Origin of the sequence: Agrobacterium fabrum str. C58 (assembly GCF_000092025.1) — a bacterium.
GTDB lineage: Bacteria > Pseudomonadota > Alphaproteobacteria > Rhizobiales > Rhizobiaceae > Agrobacterium > Agrobacterium fabrum.
On the sequence record NC_003062.2, the window covers coordinates 2,649,497 to 2,668,071 of the forward strand.

Sequence of the window (18,575 nt, forward strand, 5' to 3'; positions counted from 1 at the left end):
GCTGACTTACGAAAAGGCGAAGCATGGGCACAAAACGCGAAAAAGATTCACTGGCATTTCTGTTGAACAGCGGCGCCCGCCTGCTGAACAATGCTTTTGAGCGCCGAATTTCTGAAGCAGGACTGGGCCTGACCCCCGGCGAAGCACGCGCGTTGCTGACGGTTGCCGTCGTTGATGGCAGCAAGCAATCGGATATTGCCGCCCGTCTCGGCATCGAGCCCATGACGATCTGCGCCTATCTCGATAAGCTGCAATCCCTCGACCTGATCGAGCGCCAGCAGGACCCGCAGGACAGGCGCTCCAAACGCATCGTACTGACAAAAAACTCCACAGACATGCTGGAAGCCGTGCGTCAGGAAATCGATGAACTGGTCCGTCACGCCACGCGTGGCTTGAACGAGGACGAAGTTGCGCTTTTCCGCAGCTTCCTGCAGACGCTTCGCGACAATCTCCAGCCTGAACAGCCGGGCCAGAGCTGCTGACCACAATGCCGCCAGAACCGATCATGTCGACAAAACGCACGGCCATTCTCGGCGCGTTGCTGACGGCGCTGGCGCCGATTTCCATGGCGATCTATACGCCGGCCATGCCGGAACTGACGCGGGTTTTCGCCACGAATGAATCCGCGATAAAGCTCAGCCTCTCGCTTTATTTCGCCGGTTTCGCCCTGGCGCAGCTGCTCGCCGGCCCTGCTTCCGATGCCTTTGGCCGGCGCAGGGCGAGCCTCGTTTTCCTGTCAGTCTTTCTGGGCGGCGGACTGCTGGCGATTTTTGCCCCGACGATAGAAGTGCTGCTCCTCGCGCGGCTCATTCAGGGCATCGGCGCCTCCGTCGGCATGACGGTGGCACGCGCTATCGTACGCGACCAGTTTACTGGCGCGGAAGCCTCCAGCATCATGAACCTCATCGGCATCATGCTGGCAGTCGGCCCCGCCCTCGGACCAACGATCGGTGGGCTTTCGCTTGCGGCTTTCGGCTGGAAATCGGTGTTTTTCCTCATGGCCGGTCTCGGCGCCGCCGCCATCTTCTCCGTCGTGATTTTTCTGCGCGAAACAACGGTCCCGGACAAAAGCCTTATCCGCCCCCGTCGCCTCCTGTCGGCCTACGGCAACTTGCTGACCGAACCACGCTTTCTTCTGGCCGCCCTCGTGCTCGGCGGTTCCATCGGCGCACTTTATGCGCAGGCCACCATGCTGACCTTCATTCTCATCAACACGGTTGGCATGACACCCACCGCCTTCGGCATCGGCATGCTGATGCAGACCGGCGCTTATTTCTTCGGCTCCATCGCCCTGCGGTACATCGCACCGCGACTGGGTGATCGCCGTTCGGTCATGCTCGGCCTCTGTTTTTCGGGAACAGGCGGTCTGCTCATCCTGCTGTCGGTCTTCCTGATACCGCCGTCCTTCTTTTCCATCATGGGACCCGTGGCGGTCGCAACGGTCGGTATCGCCTTGCTGACACCCTCAATGGTAACGGCAGCGCTTGCACCCTTCCCCCATATTGCCGGCTCGGCCTCGGCGATGATGGGCTTCATCCAGATGGGATCGGGTTTTGCGGGCGGCACCGCTGCCTCGCTCATCGGTTCACCCTTGACAGGCTTCGGCATCGTCATCCCGGTGATGGAATTCACCGCTGTTGCCAGCTACATCGGCTTCCGCATCGTCTCCAGAAGCAAGACATGAAAAAACCCGCCGGCGTCACCGCCCGCGGGTTTCATAATCTTTACGTCAGCTGAATTACTTGTTGAGGTTACGCTTGGCGAGCGTGCGAAGACGCAGCGCATTGAGCTTGATGAAGCCAGCAGCATCCTTCTGGTCGTAAGCGCCGTGGTCGTCCTCGAAGGTCACCAGCGCGTCGGAATACAGCGACTTCTCGCTCTCGCGGCCGGTTACCATGACATTGCCCTTGTAGAGCTTCAGCGTCACTTCGCCTTCGACATGTTCCTGGCTCTTGTCGATCAGGGCCTGCAGCATTTCGCGCTCCGGCGAAAACCAGAAGCCGTAATAGATAAGCTCAGCGTAACGCGGCATCAGATCGTCCTTGAGATGCGCGGCACCCCGGTCGAGTGTGATGGATTCGATGGCGCGGTGCGCTGCCAGCAGGATCGTGCCGCCGGGCGTCTCGTAAACGCCGCGTGACTTCATGCCGACGAAACGGTTCTCGACCAGATCGAGGCGGCCGATGCCGTTTTCGCGACCGTAGTTGTTGAGCGTGGCAAGAAGCGTCGCGGGCGACATTTCAACACCGTTGATGGAGCAGGCATCGCCCTTGCGGAAACCGACCTTGATGACGGTCGCCTTGTCGGGAGCCGCTTCCGGGGAAATGGTGCGCATATGCACATATTCAGGTGCTTCCACCGCCGGGTCTTCCAGCACCTTGCCCTCGGAGGAGGAGTGCAAGAGGTTGGCGTCAACGGAGAAAGGCGCTTCACCCTTCTTGTCCTTGGCGACCGGGATCTGGTGCTGTTCGGCGAAGTTCAGGAGGTCGGTACGGCTCTTGAACGTCCAGTCGCGCCAGGGCGCAATGATCTTGATGTCAGGGTTCAACGCATAGGCCGAAAGCTCGAAGCGGACCTGGTCGTTGCCCTTGCCGGTGGCGCCGTGGGCGATGGCGTCAGCGCCGGTCTTCTTGGCGATCTCGATCAGGTGCTTGGAAATCAGCGGACGGGCAATCGACGTGCCGAGCAGATAGACGCCTTCATAAACGGCATTGGCGCGGAACATCGGAAACACGAAATCACGCACGAACTCTTCGCGAACGTCCTCGACAAAGATTTCCTTGATGCCCAGCATCTCAGCCTTCTTGCGTGCCGGCTCAAGCTCTTCGCCCTGGCCGAGATCGGCGGTGAAGGTCACGACCTCGGCGCCGAGTTCCGTCTGAAGCCATTTCAGGATGATCGAGGTGTCGAGGCCGCCGGAATAGGCGAGAACGACTTTCTTAACGTCTTTCGGGAGTGCCATAATGATGTCCATCTGCATGATGACGGCATCGGGGCACCGCCATTTCCTTGGGATTTCGGCACTTTTACAGTGCAACCCGAAATGTGTGAAGCGCTTTTCCGTGAGATAAGCGACAAAACAATTGATGGGCAGGCATGACGATGGGTGATGACCAGCCACGCCGGTGGGAACGAAGCAATTGTCACATGCATTTAGAAAATTCGCGCTTTATCATAAAGCGGCGCGATCGACTTGAAGACCGTGAATGAAGCCACTCAGGTTCAGGCAACGTTGCAAACCGCTGGAAACAGCAGAAACGACGCGAAGGAGAAACCTATGACGACCATCCACCCCGCATTCAAGGAAGATAATGTCGCTGTCATAACAGGTGCGGCGTCCGGTATCGGACTAGCCGCCGCCCGTAAATTCGCCAGTTTCGGCATGAGCGTCGTGCTCGTCGATCTCGACGGCGAAAAACTCGCCGCAGCACATGCGGATATTCTAAACGTCGCCAAGGATGGCGAAGCGCAGATCGTCGCCATCCCGACCGACGTCTCGAAACTCGATGAGCTGGAGGCTTTGGAACGTGCCGTGATCCAGCGTTTCGGCCGCGTCCACGTTCTCATGAACAATGCCGGCATCCAGCCGGGCAGCGCCATCTTCGGACCTCAGGCCAACTGGGAGAAGATTATCGGCGTCAATCTGATGGGCGTCGTGAACGGCAGCCGGGTGTTCGGCCAGGGCATGATCACCCATGGCGAACCGTCGCTGATCATCAATACCGGCTCGAAACAGGGCATCACCACGCCTCCGGGCGATCCTGCCTATAACGTCTCGAAGTCCGGTGTGAAAACCTTCACGGAAGCGCTTCAGCACGAATTGCGCAATATTCCAAACAGCGCGGTTTCTGCCCATCTGCTGATACCCGGTTTCGTCTTCACCGGCCTGACCGCCCATGGCAGGACCGAAAAGCCGCAGGGTGCCTGGACCGGCGAGCAAACCGTCGATTTCATGATCGAGAGTATCGGCCGCGGCGATTTCTACATTCTCTGCCCGGATGGCGAGGTGGACCGCCCGACGGATGAGAAGCGCATTCTCTGGGCAGCCCAGGACATCGTCCAGAACCGCCCGCCGCTCTCACGCTGGCATACGGAATATTCCGCCGCCTTCACCAGCTTCCTGAAAAACTGAAGCTCCAGCCGCCGTGCCTGAAAGGGTGCGGCGGCTATTTCCCCCTCGCAGGCGCGTCATCGCTCAAAAACATTGGCAGAAACACGAAACCGCGTTAAGCAACCGCATTCTCCAGATTTTACGGGTGCCGCGATGGATTTCGTTCCGAGCCTGCCAACATTGATCGCCTTCACCATTGCCATTCTGCTTCTGGCGGTGACGCCGGGTCCTGACATGACGCTCTGGATCAGCCGCTCGCTGCGCGAAGGCCGGGCGGCGGGCTTCATGACGCTGGTCGGAACCAATATCGGCATCACCGTGCATACGATGCTGGTCGCTTTTGGTGTCGCGGCTCTCATCGTCGCCTCGCCGACCGCCTTCATGATCCTGAAAACCGGTGGTGCGGCCTATCTGGTCTGGCTCGCCATACAGGCAATCCGCAAGGGCTCGGATTTCGTGATGGTGAAAAGCACCGGTGAAAAAGCACAGGCCTCCCTGAAATCGGCCTTGCTGAACGGCATCTGGGTCAATCTGCTGAACCCCAAGGTCATCATCTTTTTCATGACCTTCCTGCCGCAATTTGTCAGCGCAACCGATCCGCACGTCACCGGCAAGCTGATCTTCCTCGGCATCTGGTCCATCATCGTGGCGCTGCCGATCGGCATCGGCATCGTTGTCACCGCCGATATTCTTTCCGCCTGGCTGCAGCGCAACCGGAAAGTTCTGCGCGGACTCGATTATACGATCGCCGGCGTCTTCTCGCTTTTCGCGGTCAAGATTTTCTTCACGCAAACGCGCTGAGGGCAAATAAAAAGGCGCCCAAAGGCGCCTTTTTGCAATCAGCCGATCAGCAGTTCGTCGTCGTCAAGCGTCTGGCCGCGTATCTTGCGGAACATCTCGATCAGGTCTTCGACCTCGAGATCCTTGCGGCTGTCACCGGAGACGTCGAGCACGATTTCACCGGCATGCAACATGATCGTTCGCGTACCATAATCCAGCGCCTGACGCATGGAATGGGTGACCATCAGGGTCGTCAGCTTGCGCTCCGACACAACCTTGCGGGTCAGTTCCATCACGAATTCCGCCATACCGGGATCAAGTGCCGCCGTATGTTCATCCAAGAGCAGCACGTCTGAACCGGATAACGTCGCCATGACAAGCGAAACCGCCTGCCTCTGCCCACCCGACAGAAGGTCCATACGGTCCTTCAGGCGGTTTTCGAGGCCAAGATTGAGCGAAGCGATACGTTCCCTGAAGAAATCCCGCCTCCCGCGTCCAAGCGCCGACGACAACCCGCGACGCTCGCCGCGAGACGCCGCAAGCGCCAGGTTCTCCTCGATGGTGAGCGCACCGCAGCTGCCCGCCAGCGGGTCCTGAAACACGCGCGCCACCCGTCCCGCCCGGCTGGCGGTCGGCTTGCGGGTGACATCGGCGCCGCCGATCATCACCTTGCCCGCCGTTGGCAGAACATCGCCGGCCAGAACACCGAGAAGCGTGGACTTGCCCGCACCATTGGAGCCGATGACCGTGACGAAGGAACCATCCTCGATGGTGAGATCGATCTTGGCGAGCGCCTGCTTTTGCAGCGGCGTGCCGCGCCCGAAGACGACCTGAATGTCGGAAAGCGAAATCACGATGTTGCTCCCCCACGGCGCAGTCGCGGCAGGATCAATGCGATGGCCACCAATACCGCCGTTACGAAATTGAGATCGGACGCCTTGAGACCTAGCACATCGCTCGACAGGGCAAGCTGGATGGCGAGACGATAGGCAATGGAGCCGAAGACACAGCCGATGAGCGCGATCAGGATGCCGCGTGCGCCAAACAGCGTCTCACCGATGATGACGGCCGCAAGCCCGACGACGATGGTACCGACACCGGAGGTCACATCCGCAAAACCATTGGTCTGCGCAAACAATGCGCCGCCGAGAGCCACCAGCGCATTGGAAAGCGCCATGCCGAGATAGATCTGGTTTCCGGTCTTCACACCCTGCGCCCGCGCCATCCGCGCATTGGCGCCGGTCGCCCGCATGGCGAGACCCGCATCGCTTTCAAGAAAACGCCAGACGAGAATGACAGCGATCAGCACCAGCACACCGACGAAGAGCGGCCGCACCAGATATTCGGAAAGGCCAAGGCCGTAAAACGGCGATACCATCGTGTCCTGATTGAGCAGCGCCACATTCGGCTTTCCCATCACCCTGAGATTGACGGAAAACAGCGCGATCATCGTCAGGATCGAGGCAAGCAGGTTGAGGATCTTGAAACGAACGTTGAGTGTTGCGGTCACCATGCCCGCGGCAGCGCCAGCGACCATGGCAATCGCTGTCGCGACCCAGGCATTCAGACCGGCGATAATCAGCACGGCAGCAACGGCGGCGCCAAGCGGAAACGAACCGTCCACGGTCAGGTCAGGAAAATCAAGTACGCGGAAAGCGAGATAAACGCCGATCGCCACGAAAGCGAAGACCAGTCCCAGCTCCACGGCACCCCAGAAGGCGATTTGGCTCACGGTAATGTCCTTGTTATTGCCGCCATCAGGCGGATACGGGCACCGTCTCGTGCCACGTAAAACGGGCGGCGGAATGCCGCCGCCCGCAATTCAGTCTGGTTTCGGTTCAGTCGATGACCTTGGTGGCGCGCTTCGTCACGCTTTCAGGGAAGGTGACGCCAACTTTTTCGGCAACCTTCTTGTTGATGACGAGATCCGTACCAACAGCCACGGTGGCCGGAATATCGCCCGGCTTTTCGCCCTTGAGGATGCGAACAACGACTGCGCCGGTCTGCTTGCCAACGTCGAAATAGTTGAAGCCGAGGGCTGCAACCGCGCCACGGGCAACGGAATCCGTATCTGCGGCGTAAAGCGGGATCTTCGCCTCGGAGGCAACACCGGCTACCGCTTCGAAAGCGGAAACGATGGTGTTGTCGGTCGGAACGTAGATCACGTCAGCCTTGCCGACCAGCGCGCGCGTTGCGCCCTGAACTTCAGCGGACTTGGTGGCGACGGATTCGATGACCTTCAGGCCGGCCTTGTCAGCTTCAGCCTTCAGCAAAGCGAGCGTCGAGGCGGAGTTGGCTTCGGCCGAGTTGTAGATGAAGCCGATGGACTTGGCGTTCGGAGAGATTTCCTTGATGAGCGCCAGATGTTCGCCAACCGGCAGCATGTCGGAAAGGCCGGTCACGTTGCCGCCGGGCTTTTCCATGCTCTTGATAAGCTGTGCGCCGACCGGATCGGAAACAGCCGTGAAGACGACCGGAATGTCGCGCGTGGCCGCAACGACAGCCTGAGCCGACGGCGTCGAGATCGGCACGATGACGGCAGGGGCGTCGCCGACGAACTGGCGCGCAATCTGCGCTGCGGTGCCGGGATTGCCCTGTGCGGACTCATAAAGGAACTTGAGGTTCTCGCCTTCCTTGTAACCGGCTTCGGCAAGGGCAGCCTTGACGCCGTCACGGGCGGCATCAAGCGCCGGATGTTCAACAATGGCGGTGACGGCAACGGTGACGTTTTCAGCCTTGGCCGGCAGAACGATGGCGCTCGCGGCAGCGAGAGCCAGAATGAATGCGCGCATGGATATCCTCCTGTTGGTTCCCTGTTTTCGTCTTTCTAGGAACAAGACAGACCGAAATCAATCGGAGAACCGCCGGAAAGCCAGGTTTATGGCGCAAACGCGGCTTATTCAGTCATCTGCGCCGTGGTTGGCGATCATCATCGCCTCAAAAGCCAGTCTTTCGGTCTTGCGCATGCGTTCAGATTCCGACTTCAACTGGCCGCAGGCGGCGAGAATGTCGCGGCCGCGCGGCGTGCGGATCGGCGACGCATAACCCGCCTGATTGATGAAGTCGGCGAATTTTTCGATCTGCGCCCACTCCGAGCACTGGTAGTTCGTACCGGGCCAGGGATTGAACGGAATGAGATTGATCTTGGCCGGAACGCCCTTCAGAAGCTGCACCAGCATCTTGGCGTCTTCCAGGCTGTCATTGACATCCTTCAGCATCACGTATTCGAAGGTGATGCGGCGGGCATTGGAAACACCCGGATAGTTGCGGCAGGCCTCGATCAGCTCCTTCAGGGGATATTTCTTGTTGATCGGCACCAGCATGTCGCGCAGATCGTCGCGCACCGCATGCAGCGAAATCGCCAGCATCACGCCGATCTCGTCGCCCGTGCGGAAGATTTCCGGCACGACGCCTGATGTGGAGAGCGTCACCCGACGCTTGGAAAGCGACAGGCCGTCACCATCGGTGGCGATCAGAAGCGCGGTCTTCACATGCTCGAAATTATAGAGCGGCTCGCCCATGCCCATCATCACGATGTTGGAGACCTTGCGGCCTTCGCTCGGCACATAGGCGCCGACCGGCGTCGACCCATCAGGGAAGTCACCCAGCCGGTCGCGGGCGAGCAAAAGCTGGGAGAGAATTTCCTCCGCCGTCAGGTTGCGCACCAGCCGCTGCGTGCCGGTGTGACAGAAAGAGCAGGTCAGCGAACAGCCCACCTGGCTCGATATGCACAACGTGCCGCGTCCCTCTTCGGGAATATAGACCGTCTCGATCTCGACGGGACGGCCCGCGCCGCGCGGCGGAAAACGCATCAGCCATTTGCGGGTGCCGTCATTGGAGATCTGCTCCTCGACGATTTCCGGGCGAGCGATGGTGAAGGCCGCTTTCAGCTTCTCGCGAAGTTCCTTGGCGACATTTGTCATATTGTCGAAATCGGAGACGCCACGCACGTAGAGCCAGTTCCACAACTGGCTGACGCGCATTTTCACCTGCTTCTGCGGCACACCGATCTCGGCCAGCGCCTCGCCCATTTCCTCACGCGTCAGGCCGATCAGCGACGGCTTGCCGGACATGAGATCGCTGTTGGCGATCAACGGGGCTTTGACTGCCAGGCCGGCAGGAGCTTGCATTACGGACATCACGTTATCCCATCGTTCCATGCATCGCACGACCGGCCTGTCGAAAAGGCGGAAAATCGTCTGCATGTCGAGAAAATCAAAGGCGGAGCACTTTTCGCGCATCCGCCTGTCAATGTTGCCGCGCCTTTAGCATCAAACTGGCAAAAACGCAAATGGCCGGTCGAGGACCGGCCAATCACAAATCTGACAAAGCGTCAGGATTACTTGCAGCTCTCGATCTGTTTGAAAGCAGCCGAAATGCCCGACAGCGAATAGGAATAGGACGTCGCAGTGCCGCGGCCGGAAACCGCCTTTACGGTCATCGACTTGCCGCCCTTCATGGCGGCGACGAGAGCCGGCTCTTCAGCGGCGTTTTCAACCCAGGCAGCCTTGTCCTTGGTGAACATGACGAAGTTCTTGTTGTCGATCGTCACATTGACCTTGGAGCCCTGCTTCAGCGTATAGCCAACCATCGCCTGCGGCTCGTAGGAGATGTTCTGGCCAGGACGCTGCGAGACGATGAAGAAGATATCGCCGTGGTCAACGCTTGCCGGTTCCTTGGAGGTGGGGATGGAAAGAACGTAGCAGACGGTGCTGTTGCCCGATTTGTACGAATAGGCACCCCAGGCATTGAACTGCTGGATGCGCGTGGGCGACTGTGCAGATGCTAAGCCGACGCTGGTCAGCAAAATGGCCGCTGCGGTTGCTACACTTCTTACAAACATAGAATTTCCTGCCGGGTTATTGTCTTCCATTGGCCCGAAGCAGCGGCGAGCCCAGATTCTGGATCGGCCACGTTCAGGTGCGGATCGTCTTTTCTCATTGTGGTCGGAAAGCGGTTACCAAACCGTCAACAACACGCATAAAATGCCGGAAACGTCCTGCGGTGTTACAGATTGGCGACTTCCCGACGCCCTGAGGAGAACGGCGTGGCACGCCCTTCCCTTGTGTGTAAAACACATAAATTCAGGCAAGAATTTGTCACCCGCCGGGCTATGCCGGACGGACACATCACAGAGACGTTACCCGGCTTCCTGCTGTCGCTTCAGCATGGCGTCAGCCGCCTCATAATGTTCCATCTTGATATGGGCGCGGATCATGGCGAGCGCCGCGGTGATGACCGCGATATCATCGGTAAAACCGACGACCGCCAGCATGTCCGGCACTGCATCGATGGGCATGATGAAATAGGCAAGGGCAGCCAGAATAATACCCTTCGCGCGCAACGGCGTGTCACGGTCGATCGCGCAATAATAGGCCGCCGCCGCGTCGCGCGCGAAGGGAACCTTCGTCATAACCCGCTTCAGCTTGGGCCAGAATTTGGCGCGCACGACATTCTCACGCTCCCGCTGCTTGTCGGTTTCACCCGGCAGAAGAATTTCACCGATTTTCACATCATCCATGATCGACGGTCCTCCGGTCACGGTTATTATATGGGATTAAACGCCTGTCGTTCAATTCCCCCGGCCCGCAGCCGCCTTCTGCATAGCTTCGGCCAGAAGGAAATCCCGCTCGGTCACACCCTGTGAATCATGGGTGGTAAGGCAGACTTTCACGCGCGAATAGACGTTTGACCATTCCGGATGATGATTGAGCTTTTCCGCCGCAAGAGCAGACTCGGCCATGAAACCGAAGGCTTCGGCAAAACTCGAAAACTTGAAGGAGCGAACGATCGCCGCCCCATCCTCACGCAGCGACCAGCCCTCGAGTTTCGACAATGCCTGCCGGATGGCGTCCGGTTCGAGTCTGGGATATTTCATGAATCTTGCCTCCGTTTGATAACCACTAACGCCTCAACGACCGGATCGACGCATCGTTCATGAAACATATCACCGTTCTTTTCGTCTGCATGGGCAATATCTGCCGCTCGCCGCTTGCCGAAGGGGTTTTGACTGACCTTGCCGATGGTGAAGGCGTGTCCGACCGGATCACCGTTGATTCCGCCGGCACCGGCGGCTGGCATACGGGCGACGCACCCGATCCGCGATCTATCGCCATGGCGCGGCGACACGGCATCGATATTTCCCGACAACGGGCAAGACAGGTGACGCGGGCTGATTTTGAGGCCTTCGACCTCATCCTCGCCATGGACGAAAACAATCTGGCGAACCTGCTTCAACTGAGCCCGGAAAAATACCGGCACAAAATCCATCTCTTCATGGATTATGCCGCAGGCCACCCGGAGAACGTCCCCGATCCCTATTACGGGGCCGAGGACGGGTTCCTTGATGTCTACAACATGCTCTTGGCGGGATGCAGATCGTTGCTCGAAAAGATGGAGCTGGACCGCGCCTCGTGAAGCGGGAAAGCCTCCTCGACGACATACGGCCCGCCGCCCACCGATTCCTTCGACGACATCAGCACGAAACGGCCGACCGTGAAGGGCGAGGTGCGGAAGTTGCCGCGTCCGGAAAGATAATGCACCACATCATCCACACGCGAGGAGCGCAGCCGCGCCAGCGTGACATGTGGCATGAACTTGCGCGGATCGGGTGGGAGGCCGATCCTCTGACAAATTCGCTCGACTTCCGCCTGCAGCGCATGCATTTCCGGTGAGGGAGAAACCCCCGCCCAGATGGAATGCGGTTTCTTGGAGCCGAAGGAACCAATGCCGGTGAGATTGAGCTGGAACTCCGGTCTTTCGATCCGATCCAGCCTGTCCACGACTTCATCGGCGGTCCGTCCGTCGATGTCACCGATAAACCGCAGGGTTATGTGATAATTCTCCACATCGATCCACCGGGCTCCCGGCAGACCACCGCGCAACAATGAGAGGCTCATCGCCGCATTGCGCGGAATTTCGAGGGCGGTAAACAGTCTCGGCATGGCGAGCTCCCCGAATCTTTTGGCAGAACAAGCATAGCGAATCATGCAATGCAGATGGGCGCAAGTGCTTATTTTTTTTGCGCACCGATTGTCTTGATGAAGCTTTCAACAGCCGGCAAAGATTTCTCCACCATCACCGCCACCCCCTTGGTATTGGGGTGCATCTTGTCCTCGAGCTTCAAGGCATCATCCGTCACGACGCCATCGAGAAAGAAGGGATAAAGCGGCAGGTTGTATTTTTCAGCCAGCCTTGGAAAGATCGGGTTGAACCGCTTGGCGTAATCGTCACCCATATTCGGCGGCGCCATAATGCCGACCAGCAGCACGGCTATGTTGCGTTTCTGGAAACCGGAAATAATGGTATCGAGGTTCTTTTCCGTCTGTTCCGGCGCGATGCCCCGCAGCGCGTCATTGGCGCCGAGCTCCAGAATGACCCCGTCGGTTCCATCGGGAACCGACCATTCCGCCCGGGCGAGCCCCCCGGAGGAGGTATCACCGGAGACACCGGCGTTCGTGATCGCGACATTGATGCCCTTCGCCTTCAATGCAGCTTCAAGCTGTGCCGTGTAGCTGTCGGTGGGGGGAAGCTGATACCCGGCCATCAGGCTGTCGCCCAGGCCGACCAGTTGCAATGTCCGCTCCTGAGCTACCGCGGAAGCCACGGAAAAGGCACCCGCGAGAATGACGATGAAGTGAAACAGGGCAGCTTTAAATCTCATCACGGCTTTCCTAACTTGGTTCACATTGTCTGAAACACCGACCGCATCGACCGCCAGACCGCTTCATCACCCTATATAGGAACGAGAATTGTGACGAAAAGCATCATAAAGCTGAAGAAGGCCGACCTCACCCTCGGTAACGCCGCCGCCTCCGTTCACGTTCTCAAGAACATCGATCTTTCCATCGACGAAGGGGAAGCGGTCGGTATCGTCGGCCCTTCCGGTTCGGGAAAATCGACTTTGCTGATGGTGCTTGCCGGTCTGGAGCGGCTCGATAGCGGCGAAATCGTCATTGCGGATACGCAACTGCACAAGCTCGGCGAAGATGCGCTGGCGGATTTTCGCGGCCGGAATATCGGTATCGTTTTCCAGTCCTTCCACCTCATCGCCAATATGACGGCGCTGGAGAATGTGGCGGTCCCGCTGGAATTGGCCAATACCCCCAATCCCTTCGAGATCGCCAAGCGCGAACTCGTCGCCGTCGGTCTCGGTGAACGTCTCAACCACTATCCCGGTCAGCTTTCCGGCGGAGAGCAGCAGCGTGTCGCCATCGCCCGCGCGCTTGCCCCCTCACCGGCCGTGCTGATCGCCGACGAACCAACCGGCAATCTCGATACCGATACCGGAAAACAGATCGCCGACCTTCTGTTTGCCAAACAGGCCGAGCGCGGCATGACCATGGTGCTCGTCACCCATGATCCGTCGCTCGCCGCCCGCTGCTCGCGCCAGATCAAGGTGCGTTCCGGCGAGATCGAGGGCGATAGCGCCCGACCGCAGATGGCACGGGCAGTATCGGCATGATCGGTTCCATTTTCCCGTCCTTTACCAACATCAGAAACGCCGCAAGGCTGGCCCGGCGTGAAATTCGTGGCGGTCTGCGCGGTTTTTATATTTTCCTCGCCTGTATCTCGCTGGGAACCGGCGCCATCGCCGCCGTCAACTCGGTGTCACGCGCGGTCACCAGCGCCATTGCCACCGAGGGCCAATCCATTCTGGCCGGGGACGTGCGTTTCGAACTGCGTAACAGGGAGGCGACGGCAGAAGAGCGGTCCTATCTCGACGGCCTCGGAACCGTCGCTGTTTCCACCGGACTGCGTTCCATGGCCCGCCTTGCCGACGGCTCCGAACAGACGCTGACGGAGGTGAAAGCCATTGACGGCGCCTATCCGCTCTTTGGCACCTTCGTCGCCGACCCAAATCGGCCACTCGGCGAGCTTCTGGCCGGCAGCGGCGATACCTATGGCGCCGTCGCAGCACCTCTTCTGCTGGAACGGCTTGGTATCAAGGTTGGTGATGAAATCCTGCTCGGCAATGCCAAGCTGAGATTGACCGGCACCGTGGTCGACGAGCCGGATGCGCTATCCGATGGTTTCGGTTTTGCCCCGAGGCTTGTCGTCAGCCGCGACGCCCTCTTCGCTTCGGGCCTCATCCAGACCGGCAGCCTCGTCGAACATGCCTACAAGATCAAGCTGAGCGACCCGGCGGCGCGGGCAACCATGACCGACGCAGCCAACAAGGCCTTTCCCCAGGCCGGCTGGTCCATTCGCACCAGCGACCGGGCAGCGCCCTCGCTTACCGAAAACGTCAACCGATTTTCGCAATTCCTCACGCTGGTGGGTCTCACCGCCCTTATCGTCGGCGGGGTCGGCGTCGCCAACGCCGTTCGCGCTTTCCTCGATTCCAAGCGCACCACGATCGCCTCGCTGAAATGCCTGGGCGCACCGGCCTCGGTGGTCACCATGACCTATCTCTTCCAGATCGCCTTCATTGCCGCCGTCGGTATTGTGATCGGTCTTGTGGTCGGCGCCGTCGCACCGCTTGTCGCCATGCGGTTTCTGGAAGGTGTGCTGCCGGTGCCGGAAGGGCTTGCCTTTTATCCCGGCGCGCTGGGTCTCGCGGCCCTGTTCGGCCTGTTGACGACGCTCGCCTTCGCCATTGTGCCGCTCGGGCAGGCGCGTGAAGTTCCGGCAACGGCACTTTTCCGCGAACAGGGTTTCGAAGAGGGCAGCTGGCCGTCCTGGCCCTATCTCGCCGCAACCGGCCTGCTTCTGGCGGCGCTCGCCGCACTCGCCATTTTTTCGGCGGAAGACCGTTTCATCGCCTCGGTGTTCCTTGCCGCAATCGCTTTTGCCTTCGTGGTGCTGCGGCTGGTGGCTTCGGGCGTCAAGGCCATCGCCAAACGCAGTCCGCGCGTTCATTCGGCCGCCCTTCGGCTGGCGATCGGCAATATTCACCGCCCCGGCGCGCTTACCCCCTCGGTCGTCCTATCCCTCGGCCTCGGCCTCACTTTGCTCGTCACGCTGACGCTGATCGACGGCAATCTGCGCCGCGAACTCACGGACAGCCTGCCGGAAAAGGCGCCGAATTTCTTCTTCGTGGATATTCAGGGCAGCGAAGTTCAGGGTTTCCGCGACCTCGTGAAGCGCGAAGCGCCCGAGGGAACCCTGACCGAAGTGCCGATGCTGCGCGGCCGTATCATGGCCCTGAACGGCACGGATGTGACGAAAATGGAGGTGCCGCCGGGAGGAAGATGGCTGTTGCGCGGTGACCGGGGCATAACCTATTCGGAAAATAGGCCCGAAAACGCGACGCTGACGGAGGGAACATGGTGGGAGCCAGACTACAGCGGCGAACCGCTGGTCTCTTTCGCAGCGAAAGAGGCGGGGAATCTGGGCCTCAAGATCGGTGATAAAGTCACCGTCAACGTGCTCGGCCGCAGCATCACTGCCAAGATCGCCAATCTGCGCAATGTCGAGTGGGAATCTCTCTCAATTAATTTCGTCATGGTGTTTTCTCCCAATACCTTCCGCGGCGCACCGCATGCCTGGCTTGCGACCCTTGCCGATCCTTCCGCAACCGCCAGCGACGAGGGCCGCATATTGCGCGCCGTCACCAACACCTACCCAACCATCACCAGCGTGCGCGTGAAGGACGCGCTTGATGTCGTCAACCGGCTGGTCGGCCAGCTCGCCACCGCCATCCGCGCGGCGGCGGCCGTTGCACTCATCGCATCCGTTCTGGTGCTCGCCGGCGCCCTCGCCGCCGGTAACCGCGCCCGAACCCATGACGCGGTTATCTTGAAAACACTGGGCGGCACACGAAACCTGCTCATCCGCGCTTTCTCATATGAATATATGATGCTCGGCCTCGCCACCGCCGTCTTCGCGCTGTTTGCCGGCGGCGTTTCCGCATGGTTCGTCGTTGCCCGCATCATGAAACTGCCGTCCAGCTTCCTGCCGGATGTGGCGATCGGCACGCTTGTCATTGCCCTCGTTATGACCGTTGGTATCGGTCTCATCGGTACGTGGCGGATCCTCGGGCAGAAGGCGGCGCCAGTTCTGCGGCAGGCGGGAGAATGATCATCAGTTGTGCGCCGCTTAACTTTAACGATTAATTCTTTGTAATGATCGCCAAAACGTGAGTGCTTTTCGCGCATATGGTGTCTTTTCGGCAGTAAAAGGCCTTGTATCGGACACGTTCTGCCATCATATTCGTGAGTAGGCTTGCTGAAGCTCCGCAGCGGCGCCCGGGAGGTATCCCGACACCGTAGCAATCACGGAGCTCAAAAGAGGAAACAATGGCTGACTTCAATAACTACCAGAACCGCATGGCGCAGACGCGTGCACAGTCTGGTGCGATGATCGATGAAGGTCTTCGCGCCTATATGCTGAAGGTTTACAACCTGATGGCGCTGGCTCTGGTCATCACCGGTGTCGCGGCGTTCGGCTTTGCCATGCTTGCCACGACAACTGATCCCGCCGCCGCGGTCGCAACGCTGCCGAATGGCAAGATGCTGACCTCCCTGGGTGCCCTTGTTTATGCGTCTCCGCTGCGCTGGGTCGTCATGCTGGCACCGCTCGGACTGGTCTTCTTCCTTAGCTTCCGCATTCAGAACATGAGCGTTTCCGCCGCTCAGTCGACCTTCTGGGTTTATGCCGCTCTGATGGGCGTGTCGTTGTCCTCGATCTTTCTCAGATATACTGAAGGAAGCATCGTACAGACGTTCTTCGTGACCGCTGCTTCGTTCGGCGCACTCTCGCTTTACGGTTATACGACGAAGAAGGACCTTTCCGGCATCGGTTCGTTCCTGATCATGGGTCTGTTCGGCCTCATCATCGCCTCCATCGTCAATATTTTCCTTGGTTCCGGCGCCCTGCAGTTCGCGATTTCGGCGATCGGCGTACTGATCTTCGCAGGCCTGACCGCCTATGACACGCAGAAGATCAAGGAAATGTATTTCGATGCCGACGATGTCGCCGTGGCTGGCCGCAAGGCTATCATGGGTGCACTGACGCTCTATCTCGACTTCATCAACCTCTTCACCTTCCTGCTGCAGTTCCTCGGTAACCGCAACGACTAAAGCTGAGAGGCTTTGAGACAAACATGCGAAAGGCGGCCCTGCGGCCGCCTTTTTATTTGGGAATAGCCTTCCCTCACATCGGCCTGCCTGCCCCCCCCCTGGAGGTAGACCAGGCAGTTAAAATCACTCGATAAGCTTCAGAACCTTGTCGAAAACCTTGAGAACCTGCGGCAGCTCATGGCCGCGCTTGAGAATGCGGCCATCCACATTCACCACGCAATAGGCGCCCTGTTTCGTCGCCAGCTTGGGGTTCTTCTCGATTCTGTAAAGCGGCATTTCACCCGAACGTTTAAAGACGGAAAACACCGCCTTCTCCTTCAGGTGGTCGATGGCGTAGTCACGCCATTCTCCCTCGCCCACCATGCGGCCGTAGATACGCAGAATCGCATCCAGCTCGCGACGGTGAAAAGTGACCGGCAAAGGGTCCTTGTTCGTCTTATATTCACGGAGATCGATAACGGTGGAATTGTCGCGTGAAGCGGTCTGCACCCGCTGCACATCCGGTTGATCGGTCATCCAATACCTCCGAATCCACCCAAATCATCAGAGCAATGTGAGCCTGAGGCAGCAAAATTGCAAGCCTTGCGCCATTGGGAGGGTTTCGACAGGCTTCAGGCAGCAATGGGCAAGCAGGAGGCGTGACCGGACCTGCTGCCAAAGCTCCGCAGAGAGGCTAACGCCGTAAAAGCAGAGGTAAAAATTGGTAACCATTTAGGCACCTATTTTAGGGGAGCCTGCCGTATTTCGGTCAAACCATGGCCTGAATTGGGTGGAATAGTCTCATTGTCAATTGATGCCTAGGCACCAAGATGACCCGGTCCGGTGCATTGACCCTTTACCCCCAGCCCCCAATGCCCGGATCGGATCTTCCATCGCCAGAGTGGCGATTACTGTGTTTCATTCCCCAGCAGAATACTTGCGCCGACGATAGCCGCCGGATCGCCGCTGGCATTGGCCGTCTGCAACAGCACGGCACAGCCACCCTTTTTCACCTTGGCCACGACGCTTGCCGGAAGCTTCACCGTCATCGGTGAGCCATCCCACATCCCGACCGTCTGCACATCATAGACGCTATGCCAGTAGGACATTTTTTTGCCCTGGTTCTCGCCTTTCTGCACATCTACCGTCTGCTCGCGCGTGAAATAGGCGACCACGACATCGGCCTTGCCATTGCCCGCGCCAATATCGATCTCCACCTCGTCACCGGCAAATTTCGACGAGACCGGCACGTTCAGCCCCTGGCCTTCGCGTTTGAAAGCATCGAGCCTGTCGTAAATCCCGCGGACATCCGCACCCTTGACGTGGTCGCGACCATTCAGAATGGCTTGCGGCGTATAGACCCCGTTGCGGCCGAGTGCGCGCATGTAACCATATTGCCGTTCGGTATTTTCCTTCGATGCCAACGAATCTGTCCAGCCGAGATAGTTCCAATAATCGACATGGTAGGAAAGACCGACGACATCACCCTTCTGGATCATCTTGCGCAGGGCCTCATCCGCCGGCGGGCAGGAGGCGCATCCCTGTGATGTGAACAATTCGACGACGCCTTTCACGGCCTCCTGCGCCTGCGCGGAGGTGACAAGGAACGTGCCGAGAAGACATATCGACAGGGGGAATTTCAGCGGCATTACAAAAACCTTTGTCCGGAAGAGATCCAGACG

The 18,575-nt window shown here is 59.0% G+C and carries 20 protein-coding genes; 8 read left to right on the plus strand and 12 right to left on the minus strand.

Translation table 11 applies throughout. The annotated features are described in order from the left end of the window. The first annotated feature begins 23 nt into the window (after window positions 1-23). Together ATU_RS12975 and ATU_RS12980 are read left to right on the plus strand one after the other, a co-directional pair. On the plus strand, window positions 24-482 hold the full coding sequence (locus ATU_RS12975; RefSeq protein ID WP_006310829.1) for a MarR family winged helix-turn-helix transcriptional regulator: 459 nt from the start codon (window positions 24-26) through the stop codon (window positions 480-482). Window positions 483-487: 5 nt separating this feature from the next. After that, the gene (locus ATU_RS12980) at window positions 488-1,684 is read left to right on the plus strand and encodes a multidrug effflux MFS transporter (protein ID WP_169539097.1); all 1,197 of its coding nucleotides are present in this window, start codon (window positions 488-490) and stop codon (window positions 1,682-1,684) included. 54 nt (window positions 1,685-1,738) lie between these two features. Here ATU_RS12980 and ATU_RS12985 read toward each other — a convergent pair whose 3' ends face one another. Continuing rightward, the gene (locus ATU_RS12985; protein ID WP_010972477.1) at window positions 1,739-2,962 is read right to left on the minus strand and encodes an argininosuccinate synthase; all 1,224 of its coding nucleotides are present in this window, start codon (window positions 2,960-2,962) and stop codon (window positions 1,739-1,741) included. A 315-nt stretch (window positions 2,963-3,277) separates the two neighbouring features. Between ATU_RS12985 and ATU_RS12990 the strand changes: the two genes are divergently transcribed. Together ATU_RS12990 and ATU_RS12995 are read left to right on the plus strand one after the other, a co-directional pair. Continuing rightward, entirely contained in the window at window positions 3,278-4,132 is an 855-nt protein-coding gene (locus ATU_RS12990) for an SDR family NAD(P)-dependent oxidoreductase (protein WP_010972478.1), read from the plus strand. Between the two features lie 132 nt (window positions 4,133-4,264). Next, a complete protein-coding gene (locus ATU_RS12995; RefSeq protein ID WP_010972479.1) occupies window positions 4,265-4,912 on the plus strand; it encodes a LysE family translocator in 648 nt (215 codons plus the stop codon). A 38-nt stretch (window positions 4,913-4,950) separates the two neighbouring features. Here the strand turns inward: ATU_RS12995 and ATU_RS13000 are convergent, their stop codons facing one another. From ATU_RS13000 to ATU_RS13030, 7 genes are all read right to left on the minus strand, one after another. Beyond that, window positions 4,951-5,745, minus strand: a complete 795-nt coding sequence (locus ATU_RS13000) for an ABC transporter ATP-binding protein (protein WP_006310835.1) — start codon at window positions 5,743-5,745, stop codon at window positions 4,951-4,953. After that, window positions 5,742-6,623: an ABC transporter permease gene (locus ATU_RS13005; protein ID WP_010972480.1), complete on the minus strand. Its 882-nt coding sequence runs from the start codon at window positions 6,621-6,623 to the stop codon at window positions 5,742-5,744. Before ATU_RS13005 ends, ATU_RS13000 begins: the two co-directional genes overlap by 4 nt. Before the next feature lie 106 nt (window positions 6,624-6,729). Beyond that, window positions 6,730-7,683 (minus strand): ABC transporter substrate-binding protein, encoded by a 954-nt coding sequence (locus ATU_RS13010; RefSeq protein WP_006310837.1) that lies wholly within the window; start codon window positions 7,681-7,683, stop codon window positions 6,730-6,732. Between the two features lie 108 nt (window positions 7,684-7,791). Next, window positions 7,792-8,964 carry a dual-specificity RNA methyltransferase RlmN gene (gene rlmN, locus ATU_RS13015; protein WP_010972481.1) on the minus strand — a complete coding sequence of 391 codons (1,173 nt, stop codon included), beginning with the start codon at window positions 8,962-8,964 and terminating at the stop codon, window positions 7,792-7,794. Between the two features lie 266 nt (window positions 8,965-9,230). Beyond that, entirely contained in the window at window positions 9,231-9,734 is a 504-nt protein-coding gene (locus ATU_RS13020; protein WP_010972672.1) for an invasion associated locus B family protein, read from the minus strand. A gap of 297 nt (window positions 9,735-10,031) precedes the next feature. Beyond that, window positions 10,032-10,412 carry a YkvA family protein gene (locus ATU_RS13025; protein ID WP_010972482.1) on the minus strand — a complete coding sequence of 127 codons (381 nt, stop codon included), beginning with the start codon at window positions 10,410-10,412 and terminating at the stop codon, window positions 10,032-10,034. A gap of 51 nt (window positions 10,413-10,463) precedes the next feature. Next, a complete protein-coding gene (locus tag ATU_RS13030) occupies window positions 10,464-10,769 on the minus strand; it encodes a 4a-hydroxytetrahydrobiopterin dehydratase (RefSeq protein ID WP_006310845.1) in 306 nt (101 codons plus the stop codon). Window positions 10,770-10,828: 59 nt separating this feature from the next. Between ATU_RS13030 and ATU_RS13035 the strand changes: the two genes are divergently transcribed. Then, complete coding sequence (locus ATU_RS13035) at window positions 10,829-11,308, plus strand: low molecular weight protein-tyrosine-phosphatase (RefSeq protein ID WP_010972483.1); 480 nt, start codon at window positions 10,829-10,831, stop codon at window positions 11,306-11,308. Here ATU_RS13035 and thpR read toward each other — a convergent pair. Next, a complete protein-coding gene (thpR, locus tag ATU_RS13040; RefSeq protein ID WP_010972484.1) occupies window positions 11,242-11,835 on the minus strand; it encodes an RNA 2',3'-cyclic phosphodiesterase in 594 nt (197 codons plus the stop codon). The two genes, ATU_RS13035 and thpR, sit on opposite strands and share 67 nt — an antisense overlap. 68 nt (window positions 11,836-11,903) lie before the next feature. Next, on the minus strand, window positions 11,904-12,554 hold the full coding sequence (locus ATU_RS13045; protein WP_010972485.1) for an arylesterase: 651 nt from the start codon (window positions 12,552-12,554) through the stop codon (window positions 11,904-11,906). Between the two features lie 90 nt (window positions 12,555-12,644). Here ATU_RS13045 and ATU_RS13050 point away from each other — a divergent pair, with 90 nt between their 5' ends. The 3 genes from ATU_RS13050 to ATU_RS13060 all read left to right on the plus strand — a co-directional run bounded on the left by ATU_RS13050 (window position 12,645) and on the right by ATU_RS13060 (window position 16,914). After that, window positions 12,645-13,355, plus strand: a complete 711-nt coding sequence (locus ATU_RS13050; protein ID WP_010972486.1) for an ABC transporter ATP-binding protein — start codon at window positions 12,645-12,647, stop codon at window positions 13,353-13,355. Then, window positions 13,352-15,913, plus strand: coding sequence for an ABC transporter permease (locus ATU_RS13055; RefSeq protein WP_010972487.1), 2,562 nt, complete (start codon window positions 13,352-13,354; stop codon window positions 15,911-15,913). Before ATU_RS13050 ends, ATU_RS13055 begins: the two co-directional genes overlap by 4 nt. Before the next feature lie 218 nt (window positions 15,914-16,131). Then, a complete protein-coding gene (locus ATU_RS13060; RefSeq protein ID WP_006310857.1) occupies window positions 16,132-16,914 on the plus strand; it encodes a Bax inhibitor-1/YccA family protein in 783 nt (260 codons plus the stop codon). Between the two features lie 123 nt (window positions 16,915-17,037). On the opposite strand, the gene ATU_RS13065 is transcribed toward ATU_RS13060, so the two are convergent. Next, entirely contained in the window at window positions 17,038-17,430 is a 393-nt protein-coding gene (locus ATU_RS13065; RefSeq protein ID WP_006310858.1) for a DUF2794 domain-containing protein, read from the minus strand. A 371-nt stretch (window positions 17,431-17,801) separates the two neighbouring features. Continuing rightward, a complete protein-coding gene (locus ATU_RS13070; RefSeq protein WP_006310859.1) occupies window positions 17,802-18,542 on the minus strand; it encodes a DUF1223 domain-containing protein in 741 nt (246 codons plus the stop codon). Between the last annotated feature and the right edge of the window lie 33 nt (window positions 18,543-18,575).

Coding starts and splice junctions, on each gene's coding strand:
- ATU_RS13045 (WP_010972485.1), bottom strand. CDS start 12,554: ATGAGATTTAAAGCTGCCCTGTTTCACTTCATCGTCATTCTCGCGGGT.
- ATU_RS13020 (WP_010972672.1), bottom strand. CDS start 9,734: ATGTTTGTAAGAAGTGTAGCAACCGCAGCGGCCATTTTGCTGACCAGC.
- ATU_RS13010 (WP_006310837.1), bottom strand. CDS start 7,683: ATGCGCGCATTCATTCTGGCTCTCGCTGCCGCGAGCGCCATCGTTCTG.
- ATU_RS12980 (WP_169539097.1), top strand. CDS start 488: ATGCCGCCAGAACCGATCATGTCGACAAAACGCACGGCCATTCTCGGC.
- ATU_RS13025 (WP_010972482.1), bottom strand. CDS start 10,412: ATGGATGATGTGAAAATCGGTGAAATTCTTCTGCCGGGTGAAACCGAC.
- ATU_RS13030 (WP_006310845.1), bottom strand. CDS start 10,769: ATGAAATATCCCAGACTCGAACCGGACGCCATCCGGCAGGCATTGTCG.
- ATU_RS13065 (WP_006310858.1), bottom strand. CDS start 17,430: ATGACCGATCAACCGGATGTGCAGCGGGTGCAGACCGCTTCACGCGAC.
- ATU_RS12985 (WP_010972477.1), bottom strand. CDS start 2,962: ATGGCACTCCCGAAAGACGTTAAGAAAGTCGTTCTCGCCTATTCCGGC.
- thpR (WP_010972484.1), bottom strand. CDS start 11,835: ATGCCGAGACTGTTTACCGCCCTCGAAATTCCGCGCAATGCGGCGATG.
- ATU_RS12990 (WP_010972478.1), top strand. CDS start 3,278: ATGACGACCATCCACCCCGCATTCAAGGAAGATAATGTCGCTGTCATA.
- ATU_RS13070 (WP_006310859.1), bottom strand. CDS start 18,542: ATGCCGCTGAAATTCCCCCTGTCGATATGTCTTCTCGGCACGTTCCTT.
- ATU_RS13060 (WP_006310857.1), top strand. CDS start 16,132: ATGGCTGACTTCAATAACTACCAGAACCGCATGGCGCAGACGCGTGCA.
- ATU_RS12975 (WP_006310829.1), top strand. CDS start 24: ATGGGCACAAAACGCGAAAAAGATTCACTGGCATTTCTGTTGAACAGC.
- ATU_RS13035 (WP_010972483.1), top strand. CDS start 10,829: ATGAAACATATCACCGTTCTTTTCGTCTGCATGGGCAATATCTGCCGC.
- ATU_RS12995 (WP_010972479.1), top strand. CDS start 4,265: ATGGATTTCGTTCCGAGCCTGCCAACATTGATCGCCTTCACCATTGCC.
- ATU_RS13055 (WP_010972487.1), top strand. CDS start 13,352: ATGATCGGTTCCATTTTCCCGTCCTTTACCAACATCAGAAACGCCGCA.
- rlmN (WP_010972481.1), bottom strand. CDS start 8,964: ATGTCCGGCAAGCCGTCGCTGATCGGCCTGACGCGTGAGGAAATGGGC.